At 58.2% G+C, this 20,807-nt stretch carries 14 protein-coding genes; 3 read left to right on the top strand and 11 right to left on the bottom strand.

Features of this window, described 5'->3' with window-relative positions; genetic code table 11:
* Nucleotide 1: 1 nt before the first annotated feature.
* The 4 genes from NHF56_RS13100 to mscL all read right to left on the bottom strand — a co-directional run bounded on the left by NHF56_RS13100 (nt 2) and on the right by mscL (nt 4,310).
* On the bottom strand, nt 2-1,027 hold the full coding sequence (locus tag NHF56_RS13100; RefSeq protein ID WP_252805229.1) for a branched-chain amino acid ABC transporter permease: 1,026 nt from the start codon (nt 1,025-1,027) through the stop codon (nt 2-4).
* 79 nt (nt 1,028-1,106) lie between these two features.
* Nucleotides 1,107-2,456, bottom strand: coding sequence for a substrate-binding protein (locus tag NHF56_RS13105; RefSeq protein WP_254007715.1), 1,350 nt, complete (start codon nt 2,454-2,456; stop codon nt 1,107-1,109).
* 130 nt (nt 2,457-2,586) lie between these two features.
* The gene (locus NHF56_RS13110; protein ID WP_252805231.1) at nt 2,587-3,753 is read right to left on the bottom strand and encodes a pyridoxal phosphate-dependent aminotransferase; all 1,167 of its coding nucleotides are present in this window, start codon (nt 3,751-3,753) and stop codon (nt 2,587-2,589) included.
* Between the two features lie 134 nt (nt 3,754-3,887).
* Nucleotides 3,888-4,310: a large conductance mechanosensitive channel protein MscL gene (gene mscL, locus NHF56_RS13115; RefSeq protein WP_252805233.1), complete on the bottom strand. Its 423-nt coding sequence runs from the start codon at nt 4,308-4,310 to the stop codon at nt 3,888-3,890.
* Nucleotides 4,311-4,537: 227 nt separating this feature from the next.
* On the opposite strand from mscL, the gene NHF56_RS13120 reads away from it, so the two are divergent.
* Nucleotides 4,538-8,029, top strand: a complete 3,492-nt coding sequence (locus tag NHF56_RS13120) for a PAS domain-containing hybrid sensor histidine kinase/response regulator (protein ID WP_252805235.1) — start codon at nt 4,538-4,540, stop codon at nt 8,027-8,029.
* Nucleotides 8,030-8,043: 14 nt separating this feature from the next.
* Here the strand turns inward: NHF56_RS13120 and NHF56_RS13125 are convergent, their stop codons facing one another.
* From NHF56_RS13125 to NHF56_RS13140, 4 genes are all read right to left on the bottom strand, one after another.
* A complete protein-coding gene (locus NHF56_RS13125; RefSeq protein ID WP_252805237.1) occupies nt 8,044-8,325 on the bottom strand; it encodes a hypothetical protein in 282 nt (93 codons plus the stop codon).
* Nucleotides 8,326-8,506: 181 nt separating this feature from the next.
* Nucleotides 8,507-9,001: a hypothetical protein gene (locus NHF56_RS13130; RefSeq protein ID WP_252805239.1), complete on the bottom strand. Its 495-nt coding sequence runs from the start codon at nt 8,999-9,001 to the stop codon at nt 8,507-8,509.
* Between the two features lie 252 nt (nt 9,002-9,253).
* Nucleotides 9,254-9,538, bottom strand: a complete 285-nt coding sequence (locus NHF56_RS13135; RefSeq protein WP_252805241.1) for a hypothetical protein — start codon at nt 9,536-9,538, stop codon at nt 9,254-9,256.
* A 103-nt stretch (nt 9,539-9,641) separates the two neighbouring features.
* On the bottom strand, nt 9,642-10,232 hold the full coding sequence (locus NHF56_RS13140; protein WP_252805243.1) for a bifunctional transcriptional activator/DNA repair enzyme AdaA: 591 nt from the start codon (nt 10,230-10,232) through the stop codon (nt 9,642-9,644).
* A 117-nt stretch (nt 10,233-10,349) separates the two neighbouring features.
* Between NHF56_RS13140 and NHF56_RS13145 the strand changes: the two genes are divergently transcribed.
* Nucleotides 10,350-11,270, top strand: coding sequence for a DMT family transporter (locus NHF56_RS13145; RefSeq protein WP_252805245.1), 921 nt, complete (start codon nt 10,350-10,352; stop codon nt 11,268-11,270).
* A gap of 59 nt (nt 11,271-11,329) precedes the next feature.
* Here the strand turns inward: NHF56_RS13145 and NHF56_RS13150 are convergent, their stop codons facing one another.
* The 3 genes from NHF56_RS13150 to NHF56_RS13160 form a co-directional block, all read right to left on the bottom strand.
* Entirely contained in the window at nt 11,330-13,543 is a 2,214-nt protein-coding gene (locus NHF56_RS13150; protein WP_252805247.1) for a 3-hydroxyacyl-CoA dehydrogenase NAD-binding domain-containing protein, read from the bottom strand.
* A gap of 18 nt (nt 13,544-13,561) precedes the next feature.
* Nucleotides 13,562-14,770, bottom strand: coding sequence for an acetyl-CoA C-acetyltransferase (locus NHF56_RS13155; protein WP_252805248.1), 1,209 nt, complete (start codon nt 14,768-14,770; stop codon nt 13,562-13,564).
* A 93-nt stretch (nt 14,771-14,863) separates the two neighbouring features.
* Nucleotides 14,864-16,660 (bottom strand): acyl-CoA dehydrogenase C-terminal domain-containing protein, encoded by a 1,797-nt coding sequence (locus NHF56_RS13160; RefSeq protein ID WP_252805250.1) that lies wholly within the window; start codon nt 16,658-16,660, stop codon nt 14,864-14,866.
* 450 nt (nt 16,661-17,110) lie between these two features.
* Here NHF56_RS13160 and NHF56_RS13165 point away from each other — a divergent pair, with 450 nt between their 5' ends.
* The gene (locus tag NHF56_RS13165) at nt 17,111-20,764 is read left to right on the top strand and encodes a peptidoglycan-binding protein (protein WP_252805251.1); all 3,654 of its coding nucleotides are present in this window, start codon (nt 17,111-17,113) and stop codon (nt 20,762-20,764) included.
* Nucleotides 20,765-20,807 lie beyond the last annotated feature (43 nt).

Here is a 20,807-nt window from a genome sequence, read left to right on the forward strand (position 1 = left end):
ATTAGTCCTCCATTACGCCTTTGCGGCCCATGAGCCCGCGTGGCATCGTCAAGAGAATGACCACGGCGACAAGGTAGATGATGATCTGGTCAATGCCGGGAAAGATGCTCTTGACCTCGTTCATGGATGCGAATGACTGCAGAATGCCGAGAAGGAAGCCTGCAGCAACGGCCCCGCCAAGCGAGCCCATGCCGCCGACAACCACCACCACGAATGAGAGGACCAGGAAGTCCATGCCCATGTGGAAATCGGGCGGCAGGACCGGCGTGTACATGACGCCGGCAACCCCTGCTACGACGGCGGCGATACCGAAGACCACTGTAAAGCGGCGGCCGATATCGATGCCGAGAAGGCCGACCGTTTCGCGGTCACGCATGCCGGCGCGCACCACCATGCCGTAGGTTGTGAATTGCAGGAAGGCAAAGACAAGACCGATAACGGCAAGCGAGAAGAAGAGATAAACGAGACGCCACCACGGATAGGGGATCGCGTCGCCGAGGCCGAACAGCATGCCGACCTGCGCCGTGCCGCTGAACATGGCCGGAGCCGATTGCGGAATGGGGTTGGCGCCGAAATAGTGCTTGATGATTTCCTGAATGACGATGGCCAGGCCGAACGTCACCAGAATCTGGTCCGCATGCGGGCGATTGTAGAAGTGGCGGATCAGGCCGCGCTCCATCACAATGCCGATCACCAGCATGACTGGAATGGCCAGCAAAACGGAAACGGGAACCGAATAGTTGATGAGAACCGCGCCGAAATCGCCCAGGTAGGCTTCGACAACCGGCGTCCTGATCTCCATCGCCGTTCCCCAGGGGGTTTGCTGGGTCGGGTCGAGCGTTACCGTTTCAAGGGTGAGAAACTTGTTGAAGGTGACAGCGCAAAACGCGCCGAGCATGAAAAGCGCACCATGGGCGAAGTTCACCACACCCAATGTGCCAAAAACGAGGGTCAGACCGAGCGCGATCAGCGCATAGGCACCGCCCTTGTCCAGACCGTTTAGAATTTGAAGAATTAAAGCATCCATGCTCCGCCACCGGACCTTGTTCTGCTGGAGAAGAGAGCCGGGGCGTCAAAGCCCCGGCTGTGACCGAATGCGTGCTTTATCAGCCGCAGGTCTTGGCGTCGTATGGGCCGAGATCGCCACCGAAGATGGCTGGATCATAGGTCACTTCCGAAGCCGGTACGATCTTCTTGATTTCAAGCGTGTCGTACTTGTCTTTCGGGTTTTCCTTGCCCTGCACCACGAGAACATCGTGGAAGCACTGATGGTCGCTATCGCGGTAAAGCGTCTTGCCGTTACCGAGACCGTCGAACTCGAAGCCTTCGAGCGCCTTGATCACTTCGGGTGCGAAGAAGGTGCCGGCGCGTTCGCAGGCGTCGGCATAAAGGATCGCCTGGCTGTAAGCGACCTGCGCGGCCTGGGATGGCGGTGCGCCATATTCCTTGCCATAGGACTGGACGAAAGCCTTGGTGCCGGCAGTATCAAGCTGCCAGTTCCAGTTTTCCGTGCCGTAGATACCCTTGATGGCATCGCCCGCACCTTCCGCCATCAGCTCGGAGAACAGCGGAACAACGATTTCGAAGTTCTTGCCGTTGACCTGCTTCTCGCGCATGCCGAACTGAACGGCCTGGGTCAGCGAGTTGACCATGTCCTTGCCGTAGTGGTTGAGGATGAGCACGTCTGCGCCGGAGTTGAGAACCGGTGTGAGATACTGCGAGAAGTCGCCTGCACCCAGCGGCGTGCGAACGGCGTTGACCGTTTCCCAGCCTTGCGCCTCGGTGGCGTTCTTGATGGATTCTTCCTGCGTCCAGCCCCAGGTGTAGTCGGCTGTCAGGTGGTAAGCGCGGCGATCCTTGCCGTAAGCTTCTGCGAGAACCGGGCCGAGTGCCACACCCGACATATAGGCGTTGAAGAACTGGCGGAAACCGTAGCGCTTCTTGTCCTTGCCGGTCGTGTCGTTGGAGTGGGTGAGCGCTGCCATGAAGATGACGCCCATGTCCTGGCAAAGGCTCTGGACGGCAACGGCCACGCCGGAGGACGAGCCGCCGGTGATCATGATCGCACCTTCTTTTTCGATCATGCGCTTGGCGCTGTCGCGGGCAGCATCAGACTTGGTCTGCGTGTCACCGGTCACATAAGCAACCTTCTTGCCGAGAACGCCGTTGCCCTTCAAAGCCTTGGACGAAAACGTGGCAAGCGCGCCGCCATCGCCTTCACCATTGAGGTGCTTGACGGCCAACTGATAGGCCTTCAGCTCGTCAGCGCCTTCATCGGCGTAGGGGCCGGACTGCGGCACGTTGAAGCCGAAAACAACGGTGTCACCTGTCGGCATGTTGCACGACATGTCTTCGGCATAAGCGTTGCGGATAAAATGCGTCGGCGCGGCCAGAACCACGCCACCCATCGCGCCAGCCTTCAACAGGCCGCGACGGTTGATAATCAATTTTGACATCGAAATCCTCCCAAGCGTCGGATGTCCGTTCCCTCCTCCGGAACGTATCTAGATGCTAGCAAGTGCTTGGGAAGCCGCAATTATCCATAAGTGATAAGACAAAAGTCTAAAGCCGGCCGGACGCTGACACCTAAAGCGCGGCGATATAATCGGCCAATCTTTCCGCTGCTTTGCCGACAATTGCGGGGTCGCGCAGGAAACAGGCGCGGAAAAACGGACCCCCGCCCGGCCCGAAGGCAGAGCCCGGTGCCAAGCCCACGCCCGTCTTGTCGACAATGTCGAAAGCAGCTTTACGCGAATCGGTGATACCGTCGATTTTCAGGAAAGCGTAGATCGCGCCGTCCGGTTTCAGTGTTTCCACGCGGTTGGTCGCAATCAGCGTGTCGCAGAGAATATCGCGGGATTTGGCGGCTTTTTCATAATTGCGCTGGATGACGCTGTCGCCCTCATTCAACGCAATCGTTGCGCCGCGTTGGAGGAATTGCGCAACGCCGGAGGTGGAATACTGGATGAGGTTTTCAATCACCTGGCCCAGCGCTTCATGCGCCACGATCCAGCCAACCCGCCAGCCGGTCATCGACCAGTTCTTGGAGAAGGAATTCACGAAGAGAATGCGGTCTTCCGGCTCCATCACATCCAGGAAGGATGGCGCACGCTCGCCGGGATAGTAATAAAGCGCGTAAATCTCATCGGCGATAATCCAGATGCCGTGCTTGCGCGCCAGCTGCAGGATTGCCTTGAGATCGTCTCTTGTCGCTGTCCAGCTCGTCGGATTGGACGGGGTGTTGATGAACAAACCCCTCGTCTTCGGTGTAATGGCGGCTTCAAGCTTGTTGAAATCAAGTTCCCATTTGCCGCCGGAGAAGGACAGTTCCACCGGCACGGCTGATCCACCGCCCATTTCCATGGCAGCGGCAAAATTCGGCCAAGCGGGCGTCAAATAGATCATCTCGTCGCCCGGGCCGGTAACCGCCTGAACGGCAAGCTGAATTGCCTGCATGCCCGAGCCCACGACATAGCAGTTTTCCGGCTTCAGCGCTGCGCCGAACTTGCGGGCATAATAGGCGGCAATGGCCTCACGCAGTTCCGGGACGCCACGCTGCCAGGTATAGAATGTTTCACCACCCATCAGGGCGTCTGCGGCAGCACGGCTGATGAAATCGGCCGTCGGTTCATCACCTTCGCCAACCCACAGAGGCAGAAGACCATCGCGGCCGCGCGCATAACTGAACACTTCGACGATGCCGCTTTCCGGCGCTCTCACGGCACGAAGGCTCAGATCATCCGTCAGGCTCATTCCAATCTCCAGCATAAAAACAACAAAAGAGAGGGCCAAAACGGCCCCCTTACCCACCAACCTTATATGGTTTTCGGGCGCTTGTAATATGCGTTTTCTTTCTGGCCGATCAAAGTTTTTGACCGGTTGAAACGTCAGGCCTGCTGGCGCAGAAGATCGCGAATTTCGGCCAGAAGCTTGATGTCAGCGGGCGTTTCCGGCGGTGCCTGTTCAGCCTTTTCCACTTCCTTGACCGTCAGCCGGTTGATCCCCTTGACCATGAGGAAAATGATCCAGGCGAGAATGAGGAACTGGATCACAACCGTGATGAAACTGCCATAGGCAAAAACCGCGCCCTGTTCCTTGGCCTCTGCAAGCGTTGTTGCCGTGACTGACGAGGACAGGGGAACGAAAAGGTTGGAAAAATCGACGCCGCCGGTGACCGACCCGATCAGCGGCATAATAATGTCATCAACCAGCGAGGAAACGATCTTGCCAAAAGCGCCACCAATGATCACGCCGACAGCAAGGTCCATGACGTTGCCACGTGCAATAAACGTCTTGAACTCTTCAAACATCAAAATGCCCTCCAGCTTTTGAGACCGACCGCCTCGTTTATACATTTATATTGCTAATACGATTTGGCCTCGTCTGCGCAGTCTTATTTTGGCAATTCAGTATTATTTTCATGATCCGCACTCCAAGCGGTATCCCAACGTATATGTCTGCGTGGATTTTCTTCAGGCTGCATTTGGTCTAAGCTCAGCCTTCCGGAGGGGGAGGATAGACTGTGCCGGTGAGCCAGATGCTGCCTGGTTGGGCAATCTTTGCATCAGCCATAGCCTATTTGCTGCTGCTGTTTGCCGTTGCCAGTTTCGGCGACCGCAGGCTTGGGCGCGCACGCCTGTCATCAGCGCGCGGCCGCCCGATCGTTTATGCCCTCAGCATTACCGTTTACTGCACATCCTGGACTTATTTTGGCGGGGTGGGACTGGCGGCGGAGCGCGGTTGGGAATTTGCCGCCATCTATATCGGCCCGATCCTCATGTTCACGCTCGGGATGCCGTTGATCCGGCGCATCATCGAACTGGCGAAGGCCGAAAAAATCACCTCCGCCGCCGACTTCGTGGCCGCGCGCTATGGCAAGAACCCGACTGTTGCGCTGATCGTGGCGCTGATTTCGCTGGTCAGTGCCATTCCCTATATCGCGCTCCAGCTCAAGGCCGTTTCCTCTTCCGTTGCTGCCATGGTGCCAACGTCGGAATTTGCGGCCACGGCAGGAGAATTTTCCTTCTCCAGCCTGCCACTTCTGGTGACCATTCTTCTCGCCTTTTTTGCCATCATGTTCGGCACCCGCCACACCGATGCGACCGAGCACCAGGACGGACTCATCCTCGCCATCGCCATGGAATCGGTGGTCAAGCTGATGGCATTTGCGACAGCCGGTATCTTCGTCGTCTTCTTCCTCTACGACGGTCCAACTGCGCTCTGGTCTGTGGTCAGCCAGAACACTCTCGCTGTCGATGCAATGAACTACGAAACGTCGCTCAGCCGCTGGCTTCTGCTGATCACGCTTTCTGCCTTTGCGATCATCATGCTGCCGCGCCAGTTCCATGTGACTGTGGTTGAAAACCGCACAGCCAGCGAGCTGAAGATGGCGGGCTTCCTGTTTCCGCTCTATCTGATCGCCATCAATTTCTTCGTGCTGCCAATTGCGCTCGCGGGTGTCACCACGCTGGGCCAGGGTGGCGACACCGACCTCTATATCCTCAATCTGCCGCTTTTCGGCGGCGCACCCATTGTCTCGCTGATCACGTTCATTGGCGGATTTTCGGCAGCAACCGCGATGGTGATTGTCGCCTCGGTCGCGCTTTCGATCATGATTTCAAACGATATCGTTCTGCCCATTCTGTTGCGGCGGCGGCTCACCGGCACGCAAGGGCTGAGCGAGGACTACACCAAGTTTCTGCTGCGGGTGCGCCGCACCGCCATTTTTGGCGTGCTGTTCTTGGGTTACGCCTATTACCGGTCCACCGATGAAACGGCAGCACTCGCCTCCATCGGCACGCTCGCCTTTGCGGCCATTGCACAGATTGCACCTTCCATGCTGGGCGGGCTGATCTGGCACCGTGCCAATGCACGCGGTGCCATTGCCGGCATGGCGAGCGGCATCGGTGCCTGGGCCTATTTTCTGCTGCTGCCAAGCCTCGGTTACGGGGATGAAGCGCAGGCCGGCAGCCTGCTGGGGCAGCTGTTTCCCGCCATCCATTCGATCGACGATCCCTTCGTGGAAGCGACCTTTCTGGCGCTCTTTCTCAACGTGGCGGCCTATATCATTGGCTCCTTGAGCCGGCGACCACGCGCACTGGAAAGCATTCAGGCCGGCGTTTTCATCCGCCGTCAGTCGGGGCCTGCCGCCTTCTCACGCGGGTGGAAAAGCCGGGTCAGCCTTGGTGAGTTGAAGGCCGCCGTGGCCGGTTACCTGGGAGACGAGCGCATGCAGCGCTCATTTAGAACCTATGAACGGCAAAGCGGGCGCATGCTTTCCGATGACGACCCGGCGGACACACATGTTGTGCATTTTGCCGAGCAGGTTCTGGCCGGGGCCATCGGTTCCTCCTCTGCGCGACTGGTGCTTTCGCTGCTTCTGCAAAAGGTGGAGGAACCCTCCTCGGAGACTGCCTGGCTGCTGGGACAGGCGTCAGAGGCGCTGCTGCACAATCAGGACATGCTGCATACTGCGCTTTCGCAGATGGATCAGGGCATTGCCGTCTTCGACCTCTCCAATAATCTGATGATCTGGAACCGTCGTTTCCGGGAACTTCTTGATCTGCCGGAATTTGTCGGTCAGGTGGGCTTTCCGCTATCGGGCATTACGGAGGCGTTGCGCGAGCGTGGCGACGTCTCTTCCAGCGGTAGCGCCGATCCGCTCATCGATTTTCTGACCCCGAACCGGCCTTTCTCGCTCACCGTCGGGGAAAGCGGGCGGATCGTGGAGGTGCGCACAAACCCCATGCCGGGCAAGGGTATCGTGACCACCTATACCGATATCACCCAGCAGGTGGCGGCAGACAAGGCGCTGAAACAAGCCAATGAAACGCTGGAGCAGCGTGTTGCCGAGCGCACCAGCGAACTTGTGCGGGTCAACAGCCAGCTTGCGGATGCGCGCGCAGCCGCGGAAGAAGCCAATATCGGCAAAACGCGCTTCTTTGCCGCCGCCGGCCATGACATTCTCCAGCCGCTCAATGCAGCGCGGCTTTATTCCTCGACGCTGGTCGAAAAGCTCGGGCAATCGCAAGAGGGCGAGCTGGTCGAGAATATCGACTCCTCGCTGCAGTCGGTGGAAAACATCCTTGGTGCCGTCCTCGACATATCACGGCTCGACACGGGTGCGATGAAAGCGCGCTTCTCAACCGTTTCGCTTGATGACTTCCTGCGGCGGATCGAAACCGATTTCGCCCCCATTGCGCGCGAAAGGAACCTCAAGCTGCATGTCGTGCCCTCCAGCCTGCATGTGCGGACAGATCCGACGCTTTTGCGCCGCCTTGTGCAAAATCTGGTTTCCAATGCAATCAAATACACGGTGACCGGCAAGGTGGTGGTGGGCGTGCGCAGACGCGGCGATGCCGCCATCATACAGGTCAGCGACACGGGGATCGGGATTCCGGCGTCCAAGTTTCAGACTGTCTTCAAGGAATTTGCGCGGCTGAACGGCGGCATGAAAACCGCGGCCGGCCTCGGTCTTGGCCTTTCAATCGTTGACCGGATCGGGCGCGTCTTAAACCACAAGGTGGAGCTTGCCAGCACGGAAAACCGCGGCACGACATTCCGTGTCACTGTCCCGCTTGCCCAGGCGGAGAAACAAAAGCCGCCGGCGTCAGCGCTCCCCGTGCAGGCGGCAGCATCGGCGCTTGGCGGTCTTTCTGTGCTGTGCATCGACAATGAACTCACCATTCTCGACGGAATGTCGAAACTGTTGAGCGCCTGGGGTTGCACGGTTGCATGTAGCCAGTCACTGGCTGATGTTCACCGCCGACTGGCAAGCGGGGCGAAGCCTGATGTGATCGTCGCGGATTATCATCTTGATGATGGCACTGGTCTTGATGCGATCCGGCTTTTGCGTGACTACTATGGCGCAGAGGTTCCCGCGCTCCTCATTACGGCAGACCGCACGCCGGATGTGCGCGCTCGCGCGGAAGCCGACAATGTAACCATGCAAGGCAAGCCGGTGAAGCCCGCCGCATTGCGGGCCTATCTCATGCATATTGCAGCACAAAACCGCGTTGCTGCGGAATAGACCATCAGGCCGCGTCAGTCGTCGCGATACTTCTTTTCGTAGGGCATCATCATCAGCGCTGTGCCGATGGATACGGCTCCCAGCAGCATGGACAGCGGCATTCCAATGAGGAATATAGCCTTGAACAAAAGACCGCCACGCCCTGCGTGACTTGCAAGACCGGCAATATCGAACCAGAACAATGCGCCTGTAATGATGACGCCAACGGCCATGCCCAAGAGACCGTTCAGCGCCATGAATCGCAACATTGCGCGATGATCTTTGCGGGCTTCTTCCGGTGTCAATTTCGGTTTCATGCAAAACCTCGTCTGAACAATCGAGCTTACGATAACACGATCCCGCATCGCTTTCACGCATCAAACGCCAACCCTCATGCGGCCAAGAGTCACTACTTTTCGATCGACACTCAGGCTCTTTCGCAAACACAAAAAAGCGCGGGCAACTATGCCCGCGCTCTGATAGTTCGGCTGATCGTGATTATTTCACGTAAATGATCATCGATCCATCCGCCGCCTTTTTGGCAGCTACGACGTTTTCGAGCTCAACGCTGCGGTCCTGGAGGGCCTGCATGGCAGCCGGGTCGGCCTGAACCTGTGCATGTACCTCTTCCATCGCAGCCTCGTTGTCGTCACCCATCTTGATCTGGGCGGCCTGGTTGTCGGTCAAGGAGCTCACGCGAACGATGCGCACACCGTCGTCAGCTTCTGCGGTGGTGTTCATGCCATCCGTGCTCCCAGGGCCATTGGCCTCAACGGTGGCGTCATGGCCACGAACATCATTCAGCTTTTCTTCGGCAGTCTGTTCAGGCGCGACCACGTTTGTGTTCGCATCTTCAGTTGCCGGGCTGTTGGCTTCCAGCGTCGCATCATGGCCACGCAGTTCCTTCACGGCTTCATCGCCAGCGGCGAAAGATGCTGTTGCGGCGACGGTCGTAAACGCGGTTGCGAGAAGTGCCTTCCTAAACGTATGCATTGTTTTCTCCTTCCTGTTTCTTAGCTTCGCCATCCTCAGAGATGATGAAGTCAACTTGGCTTCAGTCACCCTTTTTTCGGATGGCCTGAAAGAGCTAACACAAGAAAAATATTGTCTTTTTTTCTTTTTCTTGCCTGTCTTAATGCTCCCAGAAGGAACCCGTGACCGGAAAGATTGTTCCGAAAAAAATCTCAGTATTCGAAAATGCTGAAATATAGCGCGTCCGCCGGAAGATAGCGGGCAGATCGGCGATCACTCGTCTTCGTGATATTTGGTGCCGTAGGGCATCATCATCAAAGCGCCACCGAGGGCCGAACCGCCGAAAAGAATGCACATCGGCAGCGTGATCAGAAAGACGGGCACGAATTTGTTGGACGCGCGCGTGGTGTGGGTCCTGAGGTTACCGATGTCAAAATAGAAAATGCTGGCGGATACAATGATGCCGGCAATCACGCCATAGACAAAATGGCGCGCCATAAAAAAGAGCATTGCATTGTGGTCCCTGCGCGCCTCCTCCGGCGTCAGTTTGGGCTTCATCCTCATCACCCCGAACATGTTCGCTTCGGGAATTATAGAACAGGTTCTCTTGCAAGTATACGCCGGCAAGCCCATCAGCATTCGCGATACGGCCGGTTTGCTCCTACATGGCGGGAAGGCTTGCTGCCGTCTTCCGCCGAATGGCTGTCGGCGGCCTTTTGTACGTTTCCAGAAACACGGCATTGAAACGCCGCAAGCTGCCGAAGCCGGCCTGAACAGCGATTTCGGTGATCGGCAGTTGGGTATCGCTCAGCAATTGTTTGGCGCGCTGCACCCGCGCCGTGCGGGCAACCTGTCCCGGCGTCGCGCCGAGATGCTTTTTGAAAAGCCGCGTCAGATGCCGTCCGCCGACGCCGACACGGGCTGCCAGTTCTTCCACCGTCGCACCGGGCTGGTCGAGCGCACCTTCGTCCTTGATCAAACGGGCGGCTTTTTCAACGATGGCGAGACTGCCCTTCCAGGCCGGACAAAAAGGCGCGGTTTCCGGCCTGCATCGCAGGCAGGGCCTGTAACCTGCCAGTTCGGCTGCTGCCGCACTCGGCAGAAATTCGATATTCTGCCGGTAGGGCTGACGCACGGGACAAACGCAGCGGCAATAAATGCCGGTGGTGCGCACACCGATGAAAAACCGTCCGTCAAAAGCGGGATCGCGCTTTATCCAGGCTTCTTCGCAAATGGAGATATCGAGTTTCATGCAGACATATTATACCACGCGGACGGGGCGAAGAAGAACCGAGTCCGAATCCGGCGAGCGCTTCGCGATGAGCCGCTGCATGGTCAACATCGCTCCGATGTTTCAGGATTTCAAAAAATGCAAAATCAAAATTCAATGAGCGCTCTGGACTGGTCGCTGCTTGCCACACTTTCCCTTCTCTGGGGTGGGTCTTTCTTTTTTACAGGAGTCGCGGTCAAAGAGCTTCCGCCCTTTACCCTTGTTTTCCTGCGCGTTTGCGGGGCCGCACTGATTCTCCATCTTGTCATTCTCCTGCGCGGACGGCGGATGCCGGGCTCACCCAAAATCTGGTTTGCCTTCTTCGTGATGGGCCTCATCAACAATCTCGTTCCGTTTTCGCTGATTGTGTGGGGCCAGACGCATATTGCTTCCGGTCTTGCCGCAATTCTCAATGCCACGACACCGCTTTCGACAGCCATCGTGGCGCATTTTCTGACATCCGACGAGAAGCTGCGACCCCATAAGTTGGCTGGCGTTCTGGTGGGGTTTGCCGGTGTTGCGGTCATGATCGGGCCGGAACTGTTGACCGGCTTTTCAACCAACATTCTGGCACAGGCCGCAATCCTGTTGGCTGCGCTTTCCTATGCTTTTGCCAGCGTGTTCGGCAAACGCTTCAAGACAATGGGTGTCCAGCCGATCCATACAGCCACAGGGCAGCTCACGGCGTCTGCCGCCATGGCCCTGCCGCTGGCCTTGCTGGTCGACAATCCGCTTTCGCTGCCCATGCCGGGCTTGGATATCTGGCTGGCCGTTGCCGGCTATATCATCCTCTCAACGGCACTTGCCTATATCATCTTCTTCCGCATCCTGGCCTCTGCGGGCGCCACCAACCTGGCGCTCGTCACCTTTCTCATCCCCGTTTCCGCCATTCTGCTCGGCGTGCTGTTTCTGGGTGAAGTGCTGGAGACAGAAGAAATCATGGGGATGGTGCTGATCGGCGTCGGGCTCGCGCTGATCGATGGGCGGATATTACGGTGGCGACGGGTGAATGCCGCATAGGGCGCACAAAAAAAGGGCTGCAACACGTGCAGCCCTTTTTCATTTAATGCTTGCCGCTATCAGGCAGCAGCCTTCGCCTGCCCGTAAGGATCAAACCGGCCATAGAAGGTTTCGCCCTTCGTCGCCATTTCCTTCAGGAGTGCTGTCGGCTTGAAGTGGTCGCCGTATTTGGCAGCCAGCTCTTCGCATTGTGCGACAAAGGCCTTCGCGCCCATGCCGTCAATGTAGGAGACTGCACCGCCCGTATAAGGTGCAAAGCCGAAACCGAGGATCGAGCCGACATCGGCTTCACGCGGATCGGTCACAATGCCTTCTTCCATCGTGCGGGCTGCTTCCAGCGCGATTGTGGTGAGGAAGCGCTTCTTGAGCACTTCTACGTCCAGCGTGTCAGCGTCCTGCTGCGGGAACAAATCCTTCAGGCCCGGCCAAAGATGCTTCTTGGCGGGCTTTGCCGGATAGTCGTAGAACCCCTTTCCGGCTTTGCGGCCCAGGCGTCCTTCACCTTCCACCATTTTGGTGATCAGTTCCATATGCGCCTTCGGCACCGATGCTTCGCCAAGATCGGCAATCATCGCCTTCATGATCTTGTAGGACAGATCAACGGCAGTTTCGTCGTTCAGCGCCAGCGGACCAACCGGCATGCCGGCCATCTTGGCGGAATTCTCGATCATGGCTGCCGGAACGCCTTCCACCAGCATGTTGTAGGCTTCGTTCATATAGCGCAGGACGCAGCGGTTGACGTAGAAGCCGCGGGTGTCATTGACGACAATCGGCGTCTTCTTGATCGCTGCAATGTAATCGAGTGCCACGGCCAGAGCCTTGTCGCCCGTCTTTTCGCCCATGATGACTTCCGTCAGCATCATCTTGTGCACCGGCGAGAAGAAGTGAATGCCAATGAACTGCTCGGGGCGCTTGGAGTTTTCAGCCAAACCGGTGATCGGCAGCGTCGAGGTGTTGGAAGCAAAGATCGCATCCGGCTTCAAAACGGCTTCCACCTGCTCTGTCACCGTCTTCTTGATACCGCGGTCTTCGAACACGGCTTCAATGACGAGATCGCAATCGGCGATATCGTTGTAATCCGCCGTGGGCGTGATCAGCGAAAGCAGCGCTTCGGCCTGTTCCTTGGAAACCTTGCCCTTCTTCACACCTTCGGCAACAAGGCCTTCAGATGTTGCCTTGCCTTTTTCCGCCGCTTCCATGTCGCGATCGATGAGGACTACCGGAATACCGGCAGCCGCGGTAACGTAGCCGATGGACGCGCCCATGAAGCCAGCGCCCACGATGCCGACCTTCTTGATGGATGACTTTTCAACGCCAGCCGGACGGCGCGCACCCTTGTTCAGCTCCTGCATGGAAATGAACAGCGAGCGGATCATCGAAAAGGCTTCCGTCGTCTGCAGGATATGCGTGAAATAACGCTGCTCGATCTTCAGCGCCATGTCGATCGGCACCTGCAGACCTTCATAGACGCATTTCACGATGGCGAGCGCTGCCGGATAGTTGCCGTAGGTTTCGCGGCGCAGAATGGCGTTGGCTGCGGAAAAGAGCTGAACGCCGCCTGGCGACCAGATGGCAGGTCCGGGTGCCTTGAAGCCCTTCTTGTCCCACGGCTGAACCGGATCGACACCGGCCTTCAAGAGGTCCTTGGCGGCAGATACGAGGTTTTCCGGTTCGGCGACTTCGGTCACCAGACCAAGCGCCTTGGCACGCGATGCGGAGAGCGAAGACCCCGTGGTCATGAACTGCAGGGCTTCCTGCGTGTTGATGAGGCGCGGCACGCGCTGCGTTCCGCCGGCACCGGGGAAGATGCCAACTTTCACTTCCGGCAGGCCGATCTTGACCTTGTCGGACTTGGCGGCAACGCGGGCATGGCAGGCGAGCGACAGTTCAGTCGCGCCGCCCATGCAGGTGCCATTGATGGCCGAAACCCACGGCTTGCCGTTGGTTTCAAGCTTGCGATAGAGCCAGGTCATACGGCCTGCTGCGTCGAAGAGTTTCTTCGTTGCGCCTTCGGGATCTGCCGCCTGCTCCTTTTCGATGACGGAGAACATGCCCTTGAGCATGGTCAGGTCCGCACCGCCGGAGAAAGACGATTTGCCGGAGGTAAAGACAACACCCTTTACGGCGTCATCAGCGGCAGTTGCATCAATGATCGCGTCCAATTCGTCCATCACCTCCTGGGTGAAGACGTTCATGGACTTGTCCTTCATGTCCCATGTCACAAGCGCAATGCCATCGGCATCGGTTTCAACGGTGAAATTGTTATAAGCCATTCTTCTCTCTCCCAAACCTTAAACGCGCTCGATGATCGTTGCGGTGCCCATGCCCGCACCGATGCAGAGCGTGACGAGACCGACGTTGAGGTCGCGGCGTTCCATTTCGTCCAGCGCCTGACCGAGGATCATCGCGCCGGTTGCGCCGAGCGGATGGCCAAGCGCAATCGCACCACCGGTGACGTTGATCTTGTCGTGCGAAATGTCGAAGGCCTGCATGTAGCGCAGCACGACGGCGGCAAAGGCTTCGTTCAGTTCAAACAGGTCGATGTCGGACAGGCTCATGCCAGCACGCTTCAAAAGCTTGTTGGTCACGTCCACCGGGCCGGTCAGCATGAGCGCCGGATCAGAACCGATATTGGCGAAAGCGCGGATTTTTGCACGCGGCTTCAGGCCCATCTTCTTGCCACCCTCTTCGGAGCCGAGAAGAACAGCAGCCGCACCGTCAACGATACCCGACGAATTACCTGCGTGGTGAACGTAGTTGATGCGCTCGACTTCCGGGTGCGCCTGAATGGCAACGGCTTCAAAACCGCCCATTTCGCCCGGCATCTGGAAGGACGGGTTCAGCGAGGCGAGCGACTGCATGCTCGTGTCGGCACGCATATGCTCGTCCTTATCAAGGATCGTCAGGCCGTTAATGTCCTTGACCGGAACAACGGACTTGTCGAAATAGCCGTTGGCCCAGGAATTGGCAGCGCGCTTCTGGCTTTCAACAGCGTAGGCGTCAACGTCATCGCGGGTGAAACCATATTTGGTGGCAATCAGGTCAGCCGAAACACCCTGCGGCATGAAGTAGGACGGAAAAGCAACGGAGGGGTCAAGCGGCCATGCGCCGCCGGACATGCCCATGCCGACGCGCGACATGGATTCAACACCACCGGCAATCACGATATCGTCTGCACCGAAGGCGATCTTGGACGCTGCCAGATTGACTGCGTCTAGACCGGAAGCGCAGAAGCGGGACAGCTGAACGCCGGGGGCCGAAAAGTCGTAACCGGCTTCAAAGGCTGCACCGCGCGGGATAACGGAACCGGCTTCCATGACCGGATCGACGCAACCGAAGATGATGTCGTCAACAGTGCTTGTGTCGAGGCCATTGCGATCGCGCACGGCTTCAAGTGTGTGAGCGGCGAGACGAACGGGCGGCACTTCGTGCAGCGCGCCGTCCTTTTTGCCGCGGCCGCGCGGCGTGCGCACGGTATCGAAAATAAAAGCTTCGGTCATAATGTCTCTCCCAAAAAAACGGCGTCCGCCGCTATCCCAAATTTAGAAACGGCAACGGGCCCTTCCAAGGGCCCGGCCTTATCATTTCGATCATCAGAAGGCTTCAGCAGCCAATTCCATCATCGTATCCGCACCGGTTTCGATGCGCGCCTTGCGCAGCGCCGTTTCCGGCATCAGCTTGTCCATGAAGAACCGCGCCGTGATGAGCTTGTTCTTCAGGAAGTCTTCGCGCGGCGAGCCGCCCTTGGCAAGCTCGTCATTGGCCACCTTGGCCATTCTGGCGTGCATGTAGCCCAGAACGACGAGACCGAAGAGGTGCATGAAATCCGTGGAGCCGGCACCGGCATTGTCGGGCTTGGCCATCGCATTCTGCATGAACCACATGGCAGATGCCTGTGCGTCGTTCAGGCCCTTTTTCAGCGCCTTGGTAAAACCACTCATGGCTTCGTCTTCACGGTTGGCTTCGCAGAAATCACCGATTTCCTTGAACAGAGCCATCACGGCACGGCCACCATTGGCCGGCAGCTTGCGGCCCACCAGGTCAAGCGCCTGAATGCCGTTGGCACCTTCGTAGATCTGCGTGATGCGGGCATCGCGAACGAACTGGCTCATTCCATGTTCTTCGATGTAACCGTGGCCGCCGTACACCTGCTGGGCGGCAACTGCGGTGTCGAAGCCCTTGTCTGTCATGACGCCTTTCAGGATCGGCGTCAGCAGCCCGATCAGATCGTCGGCAGTCTGACGGGCGGCCTCGTCTTCGGAACGGTGGGCAATATCGGACTGCAGCGCTGTCCACAATGCAAACGCACGACCACCTTCGTTGATCGCCCGCATGGTCATCAGCGCACGGCGGATGTCGGGGTGAACGATGATCGGGTCAGCCTTCTGCTCCGGCGCCTTCGGGCCGGAGAGCGAACGGCCCTGAATGCGCTCCTTGGCGTACATGACGGCGTTCTGGTAGGCGACCTCGCCCACCGAGAGACCCTGCAGGCCGACGCCGAGGCGGGCTTCGTTCATCATCACGAACATGGCGGCAAGGCCCTTGTTTTCCTTGCCGATCAGGAAGCCGGTCGCATCATCATAGTTCATCACGCAAGTGGCATTGCCGTGAATGCCCATCTTGTGTTCCAGCGCGCCACAGGCAACGCCGTTGCGCTCACCGACAGAACCGTCGTCACCCACCATGTATTTCGGCACGATGAAGAGCGAAATGCCCTTGGTGCCTTCCGGCGCGCCTTCGATGCGGGCGAGCACCAGGTGGATGATATTGTCCGACATGTCGTGTTCGCCGGCAGAGATGAAAATCTTCTGGCCGGAAATCTTGTAGGAACCGTCAGCCTGCGGCACTGCCTTGGTGCGCAGCAGGCCGAGATCGGTGCCGCAATGCGGTTCGGTCAGGTTCATGGTGCCGGTCCAGGTGCCGGCAATCATGTTGGGAACGTATTTTTCCTTCTGTGCCTGGTCGCCATGGGCCAGAATGGCCGCAATAGCCCCCTGCGTGAGGCCCGGATACATCATCAGCGCCAGATTTGCGGAAATGAGGTATTCGGAGACAGCAGTGTGAAGCACATAAGGCAGCCCCTGACCGCCGAATTCCTCCGGCATGGAAAGACCCATCCAGCCACCTTCACAATAGGTGTCGTAGGCCTGCTTGAAGCCTTTCGGGGTCTTCACCGAAGCATCTTCGGAACGCACACAGCCTTCCTGGTCGCCGGACAGGTTCAGTGGGGCCAGAATCTCTTCCGACAGCTTGCCGGCCTCGGTCAGAACGGCTTCGATCAGATCGGGTGAAGCATCGGCAAAACCAGGCAGATTGTTGTATTTTTCAATACCGAGAACATCATTGAGAACAAACAATGTGTCTTCAACCGGTGCCTTGAATACGGGCATTTGGATCTCCTCGCCAAAAGGTATTTTGAATTTCGTGCATGCTACATACAAAACTTTGACGTTTGCGTAAACGTCAAAAATGTCGCGGACCACGATTCTTGATGAACAGTACGTGAGAAACGACCCGTTTTCGGCGCGTCGGTAACCTTTACTACAGCAAAACGTTCACTCAGATGACAGCACAGGCAACGCTCCCGCCTCCCGCTCAAGGTTGCGTGATTTTTCGGTATTCGCGCATTTTCCGCCCTCGGGTTAACTGCTTATTTACCATGTTTCGCCGATTGTCGGTTTTGATGAAGCCTTGATTTGTGCAGCTTGCAGAGAGTGGCGCGTTCAGGGGGCGAGTGGGCGAATTCCGGGGGCAGGAGACAGCACTTCAGTGCAACACGCCGGAAAGCCGACAGGGTAAATCAAAAGACCGCAATTCCTGCGGTCGAAGTGAGCAAAACGATGAATGGCAGCAACCGCAATCCTCCACGCCAAGGCGAAAGACAGTCTCTCGATGCGTTGAACCGCACGATTGAAGGGCTGGAAGCGCGCATTGAAGGATTGATGGGTGCTGGCAGTTCCGAGCAGCGCGGAAAGTCTGGCCACGGTTATGACGAGCAGGTTTCCGGCATCCTCCAGCGCCAGCGTGCCATTGAAAAAACGCCCTCCAACTTTGCCGGCTACACAGCCCAACCGAGCAATGGAAGCCGGTCGCTCGCCGATGCGGTGCGCGCCCGCTTTAACCAGCCTGGTCAGCCCGCTCAGCCGGCCCGGCAGAGCAAGCCGGCGCCACAATATGCACCGCAGCGTGTCGCCACTCCCTCCACACATGATACAGGTGATATCGCCCGCGCGCTTCTTGGCCTGCGCGAGGAACTGAAGCGCGATATCAATGATGGCATGAGCCGTGAGATGGCGGCATTGCGCGCCGAAATCCGCGATATCCGTTCGCATTCCGCCGGTGACGACTATTCCGCCGGTCTGCGCGATGACATGGAGCGTCTGGCCGCCAGCATCGACGCGATCAGCCATCAGGCATCGCCGTCAGACGCGGCAACGCTGCGCGGCGAGTTTGACGCTCTGCGCAACATGATTGACGGTCTGGCGCGCCAGGATTCCGTCCGCAATGTCGAAGAGAAGCTGAGCCGGTTTAATCCGGAGGGCCTGGAAGACGAAATTCTCAGCCTTGCCGGGCGTATCGAAGACATCAAATCGCAACTGGGTGGCATGAATTCCGCGCCGGCCATTCAGGCGCTTGAAAACAAGCTCTATTCCATTGCAGAAGCAGTCGAGGCATTTGGCAAGCACCTGCCACCCGACCAGACGGCTTTCACCAATCAATTCTCCGATATCGACCAGCGTCTGGAAGAAATCGCCCATGCGATTTCGGCAAACGCGCATAATCAGAAGCAGAACGCGAGTTCCGATCATCTGAAAATGCTGGAACAGCGCATCGGCGACCTCGGTCAGCAGATCGACGACTGGATGTCCCCGCGCAAGCAGGACAGCATGATGCAGCGCCTGGAGGCGTTGTCGGCGAAGATCGAAGACATGACAACGGCGCGCACTGCCGCCCGCCTGGAAGAACAGCTCGATCAGCTGTCCTCCATAGTCGAACGCGCCCAGTCTGCCAGTGCACAGCCTGATCTGACGCAGGTTTTGTCGGAGATTTTCCATAAGATCGATGCGCTCGAGGCCGGCACGGTCAACAACGACCTGGCCGAACGCCTCGACATGCTGGCGCAACGGATCGAGGAAATCGAAATCCAGCCCGTTCAGCAGGTTAACGATGAAGCGCTGTTCAACCGTCTGGAAAGCCGTTTGAACGACATTGCCGCGCATCTGAACGAGACTGTCGCGCAGCCGGCCAGCGATACGGTGAGCCTGCAAAATCTCGAGGCGCAGATTGCCAATCTCTCCTCGCTGCTTTCGTCTCCGCCGCAGCAGGCCGGTCCGGAATATGGCCAGCTTGAAGGCCGCATGAATGCGCTTGAAGACTACATGGCGGCCAATGACGAGTATATCGTCGAAGCCGCCCGCCAGGCCGCAGAAGCCGTAGCGGAAGCCTATGCGCAGCGCGGCTCTGCACCCGCCGGCGGCGATGCCGACGGGATTGCGCAGATTTCGGCTCTTGCAAACGACCTGCGCACGCTCGAAGACCTGACCCGCTCATCCGAAGAGCGCAATCAGCGCACATTCGAAGCCCTGCACGACACGCTCGTCCAAATCGCCGAACGCATCGATCAGATTGGAACGGTGAGCGAGGCGCAGCGCGCTCAACCCGCACCGGTCCAGATGGCCGAAGCCGCTGCAGCGCCCGCCAAGCAGGCATCCGTTCAGGCGTCTGCCGCATCGGCTCCGGAACCGGCGATGCCACGTGCCGCCCAGTTGCGTGTCGATGAGGAATACCTACCGGAATCGGAAGACGACATTCTGATGGACGTTCCGGATCTCGACGATTTTTCCGATACCGTTTCCACCTCGGAACAGGACGAAAAGAAGGAAAAAAAGAGCCTTTTTGCGGAGCTCGGTCGCAAGCTCAAGCCGGGACAGAACAATGCCACGGCCAAGAAGGGCCGTGATATCATTGAGCCGACGCCGCCGCTCGATGCCAGCGAGTCCATGAGCCCAGAACTTGCCAACCAGCTTCTCGAGCCCGGCTCCGGCGCACCCGACATTCAGAAGATCCTCGAAAAGGTGCGTGCGACCCACGATCTCGACGGCCCCGACGATAACGAAAAGGCCGACTACATTGCTGCTGCCCGCCGTGCGGCCAAGGCGGCTGCCGAGCAGCTGGAAAACGAGCAAAAGCAAAACAGTGTGCTCAAGCCGAAAAAGCTGGCAAAGAAGCAGAAGGATAGCGCAAAGGCCGCTTCCGAACCGTCCAAGGTGCGCCGTCCGATCATGCTTGCAGCCGGCGCTGCTCTGCTGGCCATCATGTCCTACCAGCTGGTGGGTCCGTTGCTTGGCGGCGGTTCGAGTGAACAGGTTGCGGTTGAAAGCGACGCATCGCCGGTCGATGGCACCACCGCACCGCTAGCGGAAGACGCAGTTGCGGCAGATGCGCAGGCTGCATCAGAGGTTCAAGCTGCCGAGACACCGGCAGACACGGGTCAGGCTGTTGACAATGCGCTGGCGACCCCCGCGGTTGCCGATGACAGCGACAGCGATGTGAGCCCGGTTGAAACGATAAGAGCTGCACCGCAGACAAGTGCTGCCAGCGCCACGGATGCGATAGCGGAAACGGCTGCGCTTGCGCCGCTCGACATTCCGGCGACCGTTGGTCCCGCTTCGCTGGTTGACGCTGCAAAGGCAAACGACCCTCTGGCCCTTTATGAAGTTGGCTCGCGCTATACTGAAGGCCGCGGCGTGGAAGCAAACATGGCGACCGCAATGACCATGTTCGAGCGTGCCGCCGAACTTGGCTTTGCGCCCGCCGAATACCGCCTCGGCAACATGTATGAAAAGGGTGCCGGCGTCGCCAAGGACCTGACCAAGGCCCGCGACTATTATCAAAGCGCCGCCGACAAGGGCAATGTCAGCGCGATGCACAATTTGGCCGTAGTCTATGCCATGGGTGTCGATGGACAGCCGGACTATGAGCAGGCCGCCAAATGGTTCACCGACGCGGCCGATCACGGCGTGAAGGACAGCCAGTTCAACCTCGCCATTCTTTATGCGAAAGGCAGCGGTGTGCAGCAGGACCTTGGACAGTCCTACAAGTGGTTCGATATCGCTGCGCAGACGGGAGACGCCGACGCTGCGCAAAAGCGTGACGAAATCGCCAAGGTGCTGACGCCAGACCAGCTGAAAGCCGCCAAGAAGGCTGCAGCAGAATGGAGCCCACTGCCTGCCGACCAGGCTGCAAACGAGATCACGCTTCCCGATGAGTGGGCCGGTGAAAAGACCTCGACCGGCTCTGTCGACATGAAACGCGCCGTGCGCAACATTCAGGCGATTCTCAACAATAACGGCTTCGACGCCGGCACGCCCGATGGCATTATGGGTGCCAAAACGGTGAGCGCCATCAAGGCCTTCCAAACCTCAATCGGGCAGGAGCCGACGGGCGAGATCAACCAGGCGCTGGTTCGCGAATTGCTGGCGCGAAACAAGTAAGACGAGAGATTGTACACAATCGGTCCGCGTGCACCGTAAATTG

This window comes from Rhizobium sp. L1K21, from assembly GCF_024055895.1.
Taxonomy (GTDB): Bacteria; Pseudomonadota; Alphaproteobacteria; order Rhizobiales; family Rhizobiaceae; genus Ensifer_A.